Here is a 14,045-nt window from a genome sequence, read left to right on the forward strand (position 1 = left end):
CGAGGTGCTCGACTACGACAAGGAAGCGGAGCGGTACGACGCCTCGCGCGGCGGTGAGCCCAGGGCCGCGGCCGCCGCGGAAGCGGTGCTGAGCCTCGTACCGCCGGACGCGCGCAGTCTGCTCGACGTCGCCTGCGGCACCGGCATCGTGACCCGCCGGCTCGCGGCCGCCCGCGACGGCCTGCGGGTGACCGGCGTCGACCTCGCCCCGGCGATGGCCCGGCAGGCCTCCACCCGGCTCCCCGGTGCCGTCGTGCGCGCCGACAGCCGCCGGCTGCCCTTCCGGGACGGGCAGTTCGACGCCGTGTGCAGCGTGTGGCTGCTGCACCTGGCCGCCGGGCCCGCCGAGGTGCGGGCCATCGTCGGCGAATGCGCCCGGGTGCTGCGGCCCGGCGGGGTCTACGTCACCACGGTCGACAAGGCCGCCTCCCACAACGTGGGCAGTGACATCGATGTCGTCCTGTCCTCCCGGCCGCCCAGCCCGGTCCGGGACGCGGCGGCGGATGTCGAGTCCTGCGCCGCGGCCCACGGCCTGGCACCGGCCGGGCGGGCCGGCTTCACCGGCCTCGGCCAGGGCCGCAGTCCCCGCCGCACGATCGCCGACCTGCGCCGGGGCTGGTTCGTCACCCTGCCACCGGGCGACCCGCTCGCCGACGGCTTCGCCACCCGCCTGGCGCACCTCCCCGACCAGGACCGCCCCCGCCCCGACCCGGTGTTCAGCCTGCGGTCGTTCCGGAAGGCCGGGTGAACTGCATGATCCAGTTGGTCAGCCAGGTGTCCCCGCCGTTCACGGAGAACGCCTGCTCCCAGCGGGCCGACGCGGCGGAGACGTCGGACCAGACGAACCGGACCCGCACGTCCTCGCCGTCGTAGGTGTCGTCGCCGTGGAACTCGCCGCGTCCGCCCTCGAAGCGGCCGAAGACCGGTGGGAACAGGGTTCCGCTGACACTGGAGGCCCAGTTCAGCGACCACCGTTCGGTGGCGGGGTCGAAGAGCCGCAGGGTCGCGCCCTTCGCGGACAGCAGCGGCATGTCGACCTCGTCGATGTTCGCGGCACCGTCGAACAGCGGCCGGCAGCGGCTGGTCCCCGGGAACTCCACCCAGTCGCTGTCCGGGGCGAGGAATGCGGTGCGGCGCCGATGGCGGACCTCCCAGTCACCGTGGAAGAAGTCGAAGTCGTGCGGGCTGCTCATGTGCGGTCTCCTGTGGTTCCTTCGGGCAGGGAGTCGGCCAAGTAGGCCATGAGGTCCGGGACTTCGGGTGCGAGCAGGTGCCGCACCCAGGCGTCCCGCTCGTGCAGGATCGGCGGCAGCTCCCAGACGCAGCCGATCCACGGCAGCCCGGGAGCGATGAAGTGGGCCGGATCGCGGTCCGGGCAGCCCAGCACCGGCTGACCCGCCGCCGCGCCCTGGAAGTGCAGGACGTTGTCCCACACCCAGCTGTACGCGTTCAGGTAGGCGCCGTCGTCACCGCCCCGGTGCAGGACGACGAAGGCCGCCGGGGGAGTACCGTCCGGCTCCGGCAGCAGCTCCGGCAGCATCGCGTACGCCGCCTTCTCCACCTCGGGTTCGATGCCCGCCGGGTCGGAGGTGACGTGATAGCGCTTGATGTGGCGTCCCGCCACCTCGACGGGTGGGGGCACGGTCAGCAGTTTCTCGGTGAAGCCCATGAAGGGGGACGCTAGGGCCGCTTCACTGACACCATGTGTCAGTGAAGTCCAGCCGTCTCGTCCAGATCCTCCTGCTGCTCCAGACCCGCGGCCGGATGACCGCCGCCCAGCTGGCCGAGGAGCTGGAGGTGTCGGTGCGCACGGTGTACCGGGACGTCGAGGCGCTGAGCGCGGCCGGTGTCCCGCTGTACGCCGACGCGGGCCACTCCGGCGGCTACCGCCTGCTGGACGGCTACCGCACCCGTCTCACGGGGCTGACCACCGACGAAACCGAGGCGCTCTTCCTCGCCGGTGCCCCCGGTGCCGCCGCCCAGCTGGGTCTCGGTTCCGTCCTGGCCGCCGCCCAGCTCAAGGTCCGGGCCGCGCTGCCGCCCGGACTGCGCCCGCACGCCGACCGGATCAGCAGCCGCTTCCACCTCGACGCGCCCGGCTGGTACGCCGACGCCGACGAGACGCCGTACCTCCCGGCCGTGGCCGACGCGGTCTGGAACCGGCGTGCCGTGAACATCCTGTACCGCCGGTGGCGTGAGCCCACCGACGTGGAGCGCCGCCTGGAGCCGTACGGGCTCGTCCTCAAGGCGGGCCGCTGGTACGTCGTCGCGGGCCCGGGCCCGCGCACCTACCGGGTCGACCAGATCCTGCGACTGGACGCCACCGGCGAGGAGTTCAGCCCGCCCGGCGACTTCGATCTGGCCGTCCACTGGGCGGCGTACCAGCGCGACTTCCACCACCGGCTCCGAGCGGCCCGGGCCGTGGTCCGGCTGGCGCCGGGTGTGCCCCTCCCCGGACCGGCGCGGACCGACGCAGTAGTGGAGGAGGACGGCTGGACGCGGGTCACCGTCGCCATCGAGTCCGCCGACCGCGCCCACAGCGATTTCCTGCGCCTGGGCAGCGGCATCGAGGTGCTCGAACCCGCGGAACTGCGCGAGCGGATCGCCCGGACGGCGGCCGAGCTGGTGGAACGGTACGGCAACCCCCAAACTAGCTGAGCCGCCGCTGAAGTCGCTGTTGAGCTGGGCGGAGCAGATGTTGTAACCCCCCTGCGCCCGGCCCGACTTGGTCTTGCCGTCGATGGTGATCGAGCACTGGATGTCGCCGCCGCCCATGAGCTGCGCGGTCACCTGGTAGTAGAGGGCGTCGTCCTTGACGGTCAGGGTCTTCTTCAACGGCAGGCCCTTGCCCTGGAGGTTGGTGCCGTCGTTGCCGTAGGTGATGTCGACACCGGAGGGGGCGGAGCCCCACACCTTGAACACCGCCTTGCCTTCGGCGGCGACGTCGGCTGCCTCGGCGTCGTCCGCGGTGTCCGCCTTGGGTTCGGCCTTGGCCTTGGCCTTTGCCGGGGCCGTCTTGGTGACGGTCACCGTAGGCGCCGGTTCCGCCTCGCCGCCGGCCCGCGCCTTCTCGGTGACGGTGACGGTCGGGCGGGGTGCGGCGGCGGTCTTCTCGCCGTCACCGCCGTTCCCGGCGGAGCCGATGCCCGCGCCGACGAGGAGGATGACGGCGGCCGCGGGGATCAGGACGCGCTTGCGGGCCCAGGGCGGCCGGGGAGCCGGCGAGGAGGGCTGCGGCGGGAAGCCGGGCGGCGGCGGCGGCTGGGTGTACGACATGGACCCCCCTGGGGTTTTTCGTGGGAGGTGAGCGTAACGGGAAGTGTGAAGAAAGTGTGAGTAATGCGCGGGCAAGGTGATCAGTTCGTGATCGGTCCTGACATGTGGAGAGGGCGCATACCGTTTCCGGCACACGCCCTCGGATCGCCCGGTCAGGCAGTCGCGCAGGTCTGCTCGCCCAGCCTGAACGTGGTCGGCTTCGTGTTCGTGCCCGACCAGTTCGCCGTGAAGCCGAAGCTCACCGACGATCCCGCCGCCACGTTTCCGTTCCAGCCGACGTTCTTCGCCGTGACCGCCGAACCCGACTGTGCCGCCTCGGCGTTCCATGCCTGGGTCAGCTTCTGGCCGTCGGGGAAGGCCCAGTTCAGGGACCAGCCGTTCCAGGCGCTCGTGCCGGTGTTGGCGAGCTGGACGTCCGCCTGGAAGCCGCCCGCCCACTGGCTGGTGACCTTGTACGTCACCTTGCAGGCGCCCGTCGGTGCCGGGTCGGGGCCCGGTCCCGGGTCGGTCGTGCCGCCCCCGGAGCTGTCGCCGTAGACGACGCCCCGGCCGTTCGTGGAGACGTAGACACGGCCGTACACCCGCGGGTCGCCGGTGATCGCCGCGCCCGTCCAGCCCCACTGGTGGGCGTCGTCGTTGATGCGCGTCCAGCTCGCGCCCTTGTCGGTGGAGCGGAAGATGCCGCGCACGCCGCCGATCTTCGCGCTGGTGTAGAGGGTCTGGTAGGAGGCGCCGGGTGCCGCCTTGCCGAAGCCGACGGTGTCGGCCTGCTCGACGTCCGGCAGCTTGGTGAAGCTCGCCCCGCCGTCCGTGGAGTGCCACAGGCCGTAGGCGCCGTCCGTCGCGCCGCCGGCCAGCCAGACGTCGCCCTTCCCGCCCGGCAGCGCCTTGAAGCGGACACTGTCACCGCTCGGCAGCCCCGTGGCCGGTGACGCCTTGAAGGTCGCTCCGCCGTCCGTACTGACGTAGAACTTCCCGGACTTGAAGCCGTAGAAGGTCTTCGGATCGACGCGGTCCGCCTCGACGATCGCTCCGGCGGGGATCCCTCCGGAGGCCTGCCACGACGTGCCGAAGCCCGTCGCGTGGTGCACACCGGCGCCCTCGGGGCTCCACACGAACCGGCTGCCGTCGGCCGCCGCCGCGACCGTGCCGCCGCCGCTCACGCCCGAAGGGTCGGTCCCGGCGAACCAGTTGGCGCCGTTGTCCGTCGAGAACGCGATGTGCGGTCCCGAGTCCAGGTTGCCCGTCCGCACCACCGTGTTGGGGTTCGACTCGGCGAAGTCCAGGCTCGTGGTCGTCGTGAAGTTCGGCTGGGTGAACATCATCGACGGCACCTTCGTCAGGTCCGTGTGCCGGAAGCCGCCGATGTCACCGAGCGCGCTCAGCAGCGGGGCGCCGGACGGGGGAGAGGCCAGGTCGTTGACCGCCGTCTCCTCCAGGCCCCGGACCATCGGCTTGATGGTGAACTTGCCGCCGCCGTCCCAGTTCCCCAGGTTCTCCGTGCCGTAGATCGTCGCACCCGTCCCGTACATCATCCGGTTCGAGTCGAACGGGTCGATCTCCAGGGCCTCGGTCATCCACCCCAGCTTCGGCGTCTGCTCGGGCGGTTGCGGATTCGCGCCCCAGGTCAGCCACGGCGAGGACGAGACGTCCATCGTGTAGCGGTTCTCGCGGTTCGGATACGACGTGTAGTCCCACGCCCTGGTCCAGGTCGCGCCGCTGTCCGTGGAGCGGAAGATCTGCGTGTCGGGCCACCATGCGCTGTACGCGGTCGCCATGACCGTGCCCGGCTTCTGCCGGTCCACCGTCAGCCCGCTGAAGCCGTAGAAGGTGTCGGCCTCCGCCACCGGGCTGATGTTCGTCCACGCCCCGGTGCCGGTCGCGTACCGCCACATCTGGCCCTTGCCGCCGTCGTACGGCCCGCCCTTGTCGCTGTAGGCGAGGTAGAGGTGGCCGTTCTTCGCGTCCAGGACGCCCTTGTGCGCCAGGTGCCCGGTGGGCTGCCCGGCCAGCCGCTGCCAGGTCGCGCCCGCGTCCGTCGACCGGTACACCGCGTTGTCCTTGTCGGCGACCCCTACGTAGATCGTCTTCGTGGCGTTCCCGGCGGTGCCCGTGGACTCGTCGAAGGTGACCCAGACGATGCCCTGGTTGTCGGACGAGTAGCCGCTCGTGTCGCTCGGGTCCTGTGCGTAGTTGCCGACGTTGGGGAAGTTCGTCACCTGCGACCAGGTCACGCCCGAGTCCGTCGACCGCCAGAGCCCCTTGCCGCTGGGCGCGCCCAGGTACAGCACGCTGTTCCGGTTCGGGTCGACGGCCAGCCGCTCGCCCATGCCCCGCCCCGGCATGTTGCCGCCCAGTTTGAACGGCAGGTTCGCCTTCCGCCAGCTCGCGCCCCGGTCGGAGGAGCGCATGACGGCGCCGTTCTTCGGGTCCCAGCTGTTCGTGTACGTCCCGACCGCCGCGTACACCCGGTTCGGATCGACGGAGTCGGACGCGATGCTGACGACGCCCGTGTGCCCCCAGTCGTCCCACCCGACCGAGTCCAGCAGCGGCGTCCAGGTCTTGGAGGACTCCTGCCAGCGGTAGGCACCGCCGATGTCCGTGCGTGCGTAGGCCAGGTTCTTCTCGGAGCGGTTGAAGACGATGCCGGGTACGAACCCGCCCCCGTCGATCCGGGCGTTCTTCCAGGTGTACGTGTCGGCGGCGAGCTTCGGCGCCGGAGGATCGGCGGCCAGGGCACTGGGCGCGCCCGACAACAGCCCGGCCGCCAGTGCCAGCACGGCCGTGAGGATGCGGGTTCTTCGCACGGTGGGGGTCCTTCCGTGAGGGGGGACGTGCGAGGGCCGGGCGGCTCCCGTGCGGGTGGAGCCGCCCGGCCGTGGTGGCCCCGCGTCAGGTGCAGGGCCACGTACGCAGAGCTTCGGACGCTGCTTCGGGGGCGCGGGGAACTGCGCGACCAGTCACCTACGGCCCGCAGATCACCGCGGCCCAACCCGCGGAGCGCCCGGCGGGGTTATTCGAGAAGCTCCGCGTACGAGCCCATGGCCAAGGCGATGTCCGCCTGAGCCCAGAACCGGTGATACGTGAACGACGGCACCGCGCCGCCCGCGAGATAACTCTCGATCTTCGACCAGGCGGGGTCGTCCTCGTAGAAGGACCGGATCGAGTCGAACGTGGACGACGAGTTGATCGCGTCACCGTTCGGCATCGTGCCCGTCCAGCCGCTCGGGATGTGCACCGGGTCGTCGAACCGGTTGTAGTCGGCCCGGTTCTCCGGAACGGCGATCCCGAGATCGGTCTGGTGGTTCGCCCACATGCCGTCCAGCAGCTTCTTCGCCGCCGCCGCGGCCTCCGTGTCACCGGAGCGGTCCGCGTAGTACGTCAGGGTCTTGGCGTACGCGGCCGCCACGCCGACGTCGTTGGTGTAGTCGGCGACGGTGACGTGCAGCCCGCTGTTGGAGCCGGGGCTGGAGGCGTTCCAGGTGTCGGGCTGGCCCGACCACTGCAACGTCGACGGGATGCGGTAGGTGCCGTCCGGGTTGAACGTGGTCTTGGACAGCGCCCAGTCGACCCACTTGTCGAGGACCGCCTTGGCCTTCGCGTTCCCCGTCTGCTGGTACAGCTCGGCGACCCGCTCCACGGACCACGCCTGGAAGCCGAACCACTGGTTGGACGGCGGGTCGTGGTACACGGGCTTCTCGTCGTAGTACATGCCGTAGAACGTCGACTTCCCGGCGGGCGGGGTGGCGTACCGGCCCGCCCAGCTGTTGGTCGCGCCTCCGGCGATGGCGCCCTCGTCCGACTGCAGCCAGCGGTAGAACTCCAGCTGCCGGTCCATGGACTTGGCCCAGTCCGCCGCGCCCGTCGCCGACTTCGGCTTCAGCGGCGCGTAGTTGCCGAGCGCGTAGGCCGCGAGGGGGTTCTGGTAGCCGCCGTGGGCGTGGCTGGAGCCGATGCGCCAGGCCCAGCCGGCACTGGTGTCGGTGGCGCCGCCCCAGGCGTAGTACCAGGACATCAGGTAGAACGAGGCGTCCTTGCCGGTGCCCGCCGGGCAGGTCGAGGGCCCGACGCAGTTGCCGACCTTCTTGAAGTACTTGTCGAACATCGAGTACCGCAGGTAGTCACCCATCTTGGCCGCCTTGGCGACCGTCCCGGAGACCTGCCCGCCCTTGCCCTGCTCCTTCGCCCACAGGTCCGCCCAGTAGGCGGCCTGCACGGCCCGCGCGTCGGCGTCCGGAGCGTTGGTGAACTTCCACTGCTTGGCGTAGGAGGCGTCCCCGGTGAACAGGTCCAGGTAGCCGTTCTTGCCGCCGTACTTGAAGGCGTCACAGGTCGGCTGCGGCACCGTCTCCCACACCGACTCCTGCGCGCCGCGCTGGAAGGTGTTGATGTACGACGGGCCGGTGTCCGACGGGCCCGCCTCGCACTTGCCGGGCGAGTTGCCGTAGCCGTACACGTTGTCGACGTCCTGGAGCCAGTGCATGCCGTAGACGTCGTCCGTGCCGTAGGCGCTCTTCAGCTCGCCCGCGATCGGGTCCGGGCCGACCGAGACGCCGGTGTCGAGCTTGGCCGGGTACTCGTTCGGCGTGTCCAGCTCGGGGGCGTAGGTGGCCGGTTTGGAGGGGTTGTAGAAGGAGTTGGTCGGCTGGTCGGCCTTGGTGGGGATCATGTACTTCTCCATGAGGTCCCACGCGCCGTTGAACTTCGACCAGTCACCCGTCACCTTGCCGTACATGGCCTGGAGCCACAGGAGGTAGCTGTACGCCTCCGACGTGGTCTCGTGGCCGTGGTCCGGCGCCTCGACGATCAGCGTCTCGACCGAGTGGTAGGGAATGCCCTCGGGGGAGAAGTAGCCGTTCGCCGGGTTGGTGATCTTCCCGTACAGCTCCAGGAAACGGGCGTCGTAGACCTTCGCCGCCGCCAGCTGGGTCACGGTGACCGAGGCCTTGGCGTGGCCCGCCGCCGTCGACTCGAACACGGCCGACCCGGTACCGGAGTTCGCGGCCGCGACGGTCACCTTCTGCGCGGTGTTCCAGTTCTGCGGCGTGAACGTCAGTGAGGCGCCGGCCGAGACCGAGAGCCCGGAGTTGCCGCTCGCACGGGCCGAGGTCACCGTCACGTTCGCGGAGGGCTGCTTGGACAGCTTGACCTCATAGGTGCCCGACTTGCCGGACTGGACGCCCAGTTGCAGCGGCGAGGCCACGACGGTCGGGCCGGCGGCGACGGTGATGCCGACCGGCGTCGAATCGGCGGAGGCGCCCATGCTGTCGTACGCCTTCGCCACCAGGGAATGGCTGCCCACGGCCAGGTCCGAGACGGAGAGCGCGTAGGGCGCGCTCGCGTCCGTGCCGAGCAGCTTGGTGTCGTCGTAGAACTCCACCTTGCTGATCGTGGCGTTGTCCGCGGCTGCGGCGGTGGCCGCCAGCGGCACCGCCTGGCCCTGGGTGTACACCGCGCCCGCGCTCGGGCTGGTCAGCACGGCGATCGGCGGCTGGTGCGCGCCGGTGCAGGGGGTGCCGTTGACGGAGAAGGACGTCGGCGCGGTGTTGCCGCCGCTGTAGGAGAACTGGGCGCCGGTGGAGACGGCGGCACCCGCGGCGACCCGCGCGTTGTGGGAGGCGTTCTTGACGGTGACGTTCTGGCCGGACTGCGACCAGGTGCCGTTCCAGCCGTTGCCCAGCTTCTGGTTGCCGGAGTAGGCGTAGGTCAGCGTCCAGCCGTCGATGACGTCCGTGCCGCGGTTGGTGAGGGTCAGGTCCACCGTGAAACCGGAGCCCCAGTCGTTCGTCTTGTAGTCGACACTGCACTGAAGTGCCGCCGCCTGGGCGGGAGTCGATCCTGAGGAGAGCATCGTCAACGGAAGCGCGAGAGCTGCGAGGGCTGCGGTCCACAGCCGCCGCACCGCTCGGCGTCTCCGGGGTGGGGGATGCATGGTGCTGGTTCCTCCTTGCGGCTCGGAGAAGTCAAGGCTTGAACCAGTGGGAGCGCTCCCATAGTGCGGACACGTCAGGTACCGGTCAAGGTCTTCGAAGAGTCGAAAACATTCGACGCCGGGAGTTGAGCGAAAGTCAGTGACTCCCCTGTTCTTTGCCGACACTTGGCGCTACCTTCCTTGACACCAGTGGGAGCGGTTCCATCAGTCGACGCGTCCGTCACGACGCACCCGGCCTGCAAGGAGTCGCTCATGCGACACCCCTCGCGTTCAGTACTTTTAGCCGCCGCCCATGCGGTCGTCCCCGGCTGCGCGAGTGCCGGTGCCGGGTTCCTCACGTCGTTGTCGGAGCGCGCCCTGAACGGCTGACACCCCCACCACCGAAAGGGAAACCCGCACTCATGAGCCGTACGAGAACAGCGTTACTGGCCGCCATGGCCCTGGTCGCCGGAGCGACCGGAACCGCCTTCGCCGTCGACCCGGGCGCCGCCGGCGTCGCCGCCGTCCCCTGCACCGTCGACTACAAGATCCAGAACGAGTGGAGCACCGGCTTCACCGCCGCCGTGACCATCACGAACAACAGCGCCGCCAAGTCGTCGTGGTCGCTGAAGTGGTCCTACGCCGGCAACCAGAAGGTCACCAGCGGCTGGAACGCCAAGCTGAGCCAGAGCGGTGCCGCCGTCACCGCGGCCAACGAGACCTACAACGCCCAGCTCGCGACCGGCAGTTCGGTCAGCTTCGGCTTCCAGGGCAGCTACAGCGGCAGCAACGCGATCCCGGCCACCTTCACTCTCGACGGCGTGACCTGCAACGTCGACGGCGGCCCCGGCGGTCCCACGGATCCGCCGGACCCGGGCGGCCCGGGCAACCGGGTGAACAACCCCTACGATGGCGCCAAGGTGTACGTGAACCCCGAGTGGTCCGCGAACGCCGCCGCCGAGCCGGGCGGCAGCCGGATCGCCAACCAGCCGACCGGTGTCTGGCTGGACCGGATCGCCGCGATCAACGGCGCCGGCGGCAAGATGGGCCTGCGCGCCCACCTCGACGAGGCGCTGCGGCAGAAGGGCTCCGGCGAGCTCGTCGTCCAGCTCGTGATCTACAACCTGCCCGGCCGTGACTGCGCCGCCCTCGCCTCCAACGGCGAGCTGAAGGCCGACGAGATCGGCCGCTACAAGACGGAGTACATCGACCCGATCAAGGCGATCCTCGCCGACTCGAAGTACTCCTCGCTGCGGATCGTCACCACCGTCGAGATCGACTCGCTGCCGAACCTCGTCACCAACACCGGCAGCCGCGCGACGGCCACCCCGCAGTGCGACGTGATGAAGGCCAACGGCAACTACGTCAAGGGCGTCGGCTACGCGCTGAACAAGCTCGGCGACGTGCCGAACGTCTACAACTACGTCGACGCGGGCCACCACGGCTGGATCGGCTGGGACGACAACTTCGCTCCTTCGGCGACCCTGTTCAAGGAGGCGGCGTCCGCCGAGGGCGCGACCGTCAACGACGTCCACGGCTTCATCACCAACACGGCGAACTACAGCGCCCTGAAGGAGGACCACTTCTCCATCAGCGACAACGTGGCCGGCAAGTCCGTCCGCGAGTCGAAGTGGGTCGACTGGAACCGCTACGTCGACGAGCTGTCCTTCGCCCAGGCGTTCCGCAATCAGCTGGTCTCGGTCGGCTTCAACTCCGGCATCGGCATGCTGATCGACACCTCCCGCAACGGCTGGGGCGGCACCGCCCGGCCCGCCGGCCCCGGCGCCCAGACGTCCGTCGACACCTACGTCGACGGCGGCCGCTACGACCGCCGCATCAACCCGGGCAACTGGTGCAACCAGTCCGGAGCCGGCCTCGGCGAGCGCCCGCAGGCCAGCCCGGCCGCCGGGATCGACGCCTACGTGTGGATGAAGCCGCCGGGTGAGTCCGACGGGGCGAGCAAGGAGATCCCGAACCCCGAGGGCAAGGGCTTCGACCGCATGTGCGACCCGACCTACGAGGGCAACCCGCGCAACAACAACAACATGTCCGGTGCCCTGCCGGACGCGCCGATTTCCGGGCACTGGTTCTCCGCCCAGTTCCGGCAGCTGATGCAGAACGCGTACCCGCCGCTGTCCTGACCCGTCCGTGCTGAACCGCTGATCCGCCGGGGCATCGTGCCCCGGCGGATTTTGCGGGACCGGCAACAGCAGTGGCCTCCGCACGGTGCGCCGTCGCACGCTGACCGCATCCGAGCGAGAGGCTGACCACCATGGCGCACCACCACCACGACCACGAGCAGGGCCACGGCCCGCACCACGGCCACACCGACATCGACTGGGCCGAGATGGGCCCGACGCTGGAGGCTTCGGCGGAACTGTTCGCGTCCCTGTACGAGCGGGCCCTGGGCTGGCTGGCGCAGGAGGTGACCGAACCGGGTCTGATCGTCGACGCGGGCAGCGGGCCGGGTGTCGTGTCGTGTCTGTTCGCGGAGACGTTCCCGGGCGCGCGGATCGTGGCGGTGGACGGTTCCGACGGGCTGCTGGAGCGGGCCCGGGCGCGCGCCGAGCGGCAGGGGGTCGCCGACCGCTTCGGCACGATCACGGGTGAACTCCCCGACGTACTGGGAGAGTTGGACTACCCCGCCGATCTGCTGTGGGCGAGCCGCAGCCTGCATCACCTCGGCGACCAGCGGGCCGCGCTCGCCGCGTTCGCGCAGCGGCTGGCACCCGGCGGCACGCTGGCCATCATGGAGGGCGGTCTGCCCCTGCGGTTCCTGCCGCGCGACTTCGGCATCGGCCGGCCCGGTCTCCAGGCGCGGATCGACGCGGTGGAGGCGGAGTGGTTCACCCGGATGCGCACCGAGTTGCCCGGGCACGTGGCCGAGACCGAGAACTGGCCCGCCCTGCTCGCCGCCACGGGTCTGAAGCACACGAGGACGCACAGCTTCCTGCTCGACCTCCCGGCGCCCGCCTCCGACCGGGCGCGTGCGTATGTCGTGGCGTCCCTGTCGCACATGCGCGACAAGCTCGCCGAGGGGCTCGACGCCGAGGACCTGGCGACCGTGGACCGCCTGCTCGACCCGGACGACGAGGCGAGCCTGCACCACCGCCCGGACGTGTTCGTCCTGGAGGCCCACACGGTCCACACCGCGGTCCGGCCCGCCTAGCGACGACCGCACTTGACTTCGAGAGTGCTCCAAGTGATGGACTCCCCGGCATCGCACACCGGCCCACACCACAGGGGGAATCCATGTCCGACTCTCGGGTCGCGCTCATCACCGGCGGAGGCAGCGGGATCGGCGCCGCTGTCGCACGGCAACTGCTGGACGCCGGGCACCGGGTGGCCGTCACCGGGCGGGGGGAGGAGCGGCTGCGCTCGTTCGCCGAGGAGCTGGGGCGGCCCGACGGGCTGCTGACGCTCGCCGGTGACACCGCCGTGTACGAGGACGTCCGGGCGGCGGTCGACACCACCGTGAAGACCTTCGGCCGGCTCGACACCGTCGTCGCCAACGCCGGTTTCGCCACCCACGACACGGTCGCGGAGGGCGACCCGGCCGGCTGGACCGACATGGTGCTGACCAACGTCCTCGGCCCGGCCCTGCTGATCAGGGCGTCCATCGACGCGCTGAAGGAGACGCGCGGCCGGATCGTCCTGGTCGGCAGCGTCGCCGGGTTCGTGTACGGGCCGGGCAACATCTACGGGGCGACGAAGTGGGCGGTGACCGGACTCGCCGAGAACACCCGGCGGCAGGTCACCGAGTGGGGCGTGGGCGTCACCCTGGTCGCGCCCGGCCGGACGGAGACCCCCTTCTGGGACTCCTACGGCAGCCTCCCGCCCGGCCACCTCCTCACCGCCGGCCAGATCGCCGACTCGATCGTCTGGGCGATGCGGCAGCCGGACGGGGTCGACGTCAACACGGTGGTCGTACGGCCGGTGGGGCAACCGGTCTGAGAAGGCGGAAACGACGGCGCCCCGGTCCCGGCCCCGCAAGGGGCTTCGGGCCGGGGCACTGCCGGTGCGGCTCAGGCGCCGTTGAACTCCGCCGGGTCCGGGCCGATGCGGCGGTCCTCGTTCAGCGCGCTGATCGCCGCGAGGTCCTCGTCGTCGAGGCTGAAGTCGAACACGTCGATGTTCTCCTTGATCCGCGACGGGGTCACGGACTTCGGGATCACCACGTTGCCCAGCTGGATGTGCCAGCGCAGCACGACCTGGGCCGGGGTGCGGTCGTGCTTGCGGGCGATGGCCACGATCGCCGGGACCTCCAGCAGGCCCTTGCCCTGGCCCAGCGGCGACCAGGCCTCCGTGGCGATGCCCTGCTCCGCGTGGTACTCGCGGGAGGCGCCCTGCTGCAGGTGCGGGTGCAGCTCGATCTGGTTCACCGCCGGGACGACCGACGTCTCACCGATCAGCTTCTGAAGGTGCTCGGGGAGGAAGTTGGAGACGCCGATGGCCCGGATCCGGCCGTCGGCGTGCAGCTTCTCGAACGCCTTGTAGGTGTCGACGTACAGACCCCGCTCCGGCGTCGGCCAGTGGATCAGGTACAGGTCGACGTAGTCCAGGCCGAGCTTCTCCAGCGACGTGTCGAAGGCGCGCAGCGTGGAGTCGTACCCCTGGTCGGCGTTCCAGAGCTTCGTGGTGACGAAGAGCTCCTCGCGGGGGACGCCGGAGCCGGCGATGGCCTTGCCGGTGCCCTCCTCATTGCCGTAGATCGCCGCTGTGTCGATGCTGCGGTACCCGGCCTCCAGCGCCGTCGCGACGGCCGTCTCGGCCTCGTCGTCCGGCACCTGCCAGACGCCGAAGCCCAGCTGGGGCATCTCGACGCCGTTGTTCAGGATGATCGGGGGGACCTTGCTCA

General features: G+C 70.5%; 10 protein-coding genes. 5 read left to right on the forward strand and 5 right to left on the reverse strand.

The features are described 5' to 3' along the window. Positions 1-4 precede the first annotated feature (4 nt). Positions 5-748 carry a class I SAM-dependent methyltransferase gene (locus tag A4E84_RS33625; RefSeq protein WP_062930146.1) on the forward strand — a complete coding sequence of 248 codons (744 nt, stop codon included), beginning with the start codon at positions 5-7 and terminating at the stop codon, positions 746-748. Here the strand turns inward: A4E84_RS33625 and A4E84_RS33630 are convergent. After that, the gene (locus A4E84_RS33630; RefSeq protein ID WP_062930147.1) at positions 717-1,193 is read right to left on the reverse strand and encodes a hypothetical protein; all 477 of its coding nucleotides are present in this window, start codon (positions 1,191-1,193) and stop codon (positions 717-719) included. The two genes, A4E84_RS33625 and A4E84_RS33630, sit on opposite strands and share 32 nt — an antisense overlap. Beyond that, positions 1,190-1,669 (reverse strand): hypothetical protein, encoded by a 480-nt coding sequence (locus A4E84_RS33635; RefSeq protein ID WP_062930148.1) that lies wholly within the window; start codon positions 1,667-1,669, stop codon positions 1,190-1,192. Before A4E84_RS33635 ends, A4E84_RS33630 begins: the two co-directional genes overlap by 4 nt. A 41-nt stretch (positions 1,670-1,710) precedes the next feature. Here A4E84_RS33635 and A4E84_RS33640 point away from each other — a divergent pair, with 41 nt between their 5' ends. Then, positions 1,711-2,658: a helix-turn-helix transcriptional regulator gene (locus A4E84_RS33640; protein ID WP_062931713.1), complete on the forward strand. Its 948-nt coding sequence runs from the start codon at positions 1,711-1,713 to the stop codon at positions 2,656-2,658. 770 nt (positions 2,659-3,428) lie between these two features. Here A4E84_RS33640 and A4E84_RS33650 read toward each other — a convergent pair. Continuing rightward, positions 3,429-6,083, reverse strand: coding sequence for a cellulose binding domain-containing protein (locus A4E84_RS33650; protein ID WP_062930150.1), 2,655 nt, complete (start codon positions 6,081-6,083; stop codon positions 3,429-3,431). A gap of 206 nt (positions 6,084-6,289) precedes the next feature. Continuing rightward, a complete protein-coding gene (locus tag A4E84_RS33655) occupies positions 6,290-9,208 on the reverse strand; it encodes a glycoside hydrolase family 48 protein (RefSeq protein ID WP_062930151.1) in 2,919 nt (972 codons plus the stop codon). Between the two features lie 401 nt (positions 9,209-9,609). On the opposite strand from A4E84_RS33655, the gene A4E84_RS33660 reads away from it, so the two are divergent. From A4E84_RS33660 to A4E84_RS33670, 3 genes are all read left to right on the forward strand, one after another. Further along, positions 9,610-11,328, forward strand: a complete 1,719-nt coding sequence (locus tag A4E84_RS33660) for a glycoside hydrolase family 6 protein (protein WP_062930152.1) — start codon at positions 9,610-9,612, stop codon at positions 11,326-11,328. A 131-nt stretch (positions 11,329-11,459) separates the two neighbouring features. Beyond that, complete coding sequence (locus A4E84_RS33665; protein ID WP_062930153.1) at positions 11,460-12,356, forward strand: class I SAM-dependent methyltransferase; 897 nt, start codon at positions 11,460-11,462, stop codon at positions 12,354-12,356. An 83-nt stretch (positions 12,357-12,439) separates the two neighbouring features. After that, complete coding sequence (locus A4E84_RS33670) at positions 12,440-13,141, forward strand: SDR family oxidoreductase (RefSeq protein ID WP_062930154.1); 702 nt, start codon at positions 12,440-12,442, stop codon at positions 13,139-13,141. 71 nt (positions 13,142-13,212) lie between these two features. Here the strand turns inward: A4E84_RS33670 and A4E84_RS33675 are convergent, their stop codons facing one another. Further along, a complete protein-coding gene (locus A4E84_RS33675) occupies positions 13,213-14,004 on the reverse strand; it encodes an aldo/keto reductase (RefSeq protein WP_062931714.1) in 792 nt (263 codons plus the stop codon). Positions 14,005-14,045 lie beyond the last annotated feature (41 nt).

Origin of the sequence: Streptomyces qaidamensis (assembly GCF_001611795.1) — a bacterium.
Classification (GTDB): domain Bacteria; phylum Actinomycetota; class Actinomycetes; order Streptomycetales; family Streptomycetaceae; genus Streptomyces; species Streptomyces qaidamensis.

Excerpts from the sequence above, each read along its gene's own strand:
- A4E84_RS33630 (WP_062930147.1), bottom strand. The coding sequence starts at position 1,193 with ATGAGCAGCCCGCACGACTTCGACTTCTTCCACGGTGACTGGGAGGTC.
- A4E84_RS33660 (WP_062930152.1), top strand. The coding sequence starts at position 9,610 with ATGAGCCGTACGAGAACAGCGTTACTGGCCGCCATGGCCCTGGTCGCC.
- A4E84_RS33670 (WP_062930154.1), top strand. The coding sequence starts at position 12,440 with ATGTCCGACTCTCGGGTCGCGCTCATCACCGGCGGAGGCAGCGGGATC.
- A4E84_RS33635 (WP_062930148.1), bottom strand. The coding sequence starts at position 1,669 with ATGGGCTTCACCGAGAAACTGCTGACCGTGCCCCCACCCGTCGAGGTG.
- A4E84_RS33655 (WP_062930151.1), bottom strand. The coding sequence starts at position 9,208 with ATGCATCCCCCACCCCGGAGACGCCGAGCGGTGCGGCGGCTGTGGACC.
- A4E84_RS33675 (WP_062931714.1), bottom strand. The coding sequence starts at position 14,004 with ATGCCCCAGCTGGGCTTCGGCGTCTGGCAGGTGCCGGACGACGAGGCC.
- A4E84_RS33665 (WP_062930153.1), top strand. The coding sequence starts at position 11,460 with ATGGCGCACCACCACCACGACCACGAGCAGGGCCACGGCCCGCACCAC.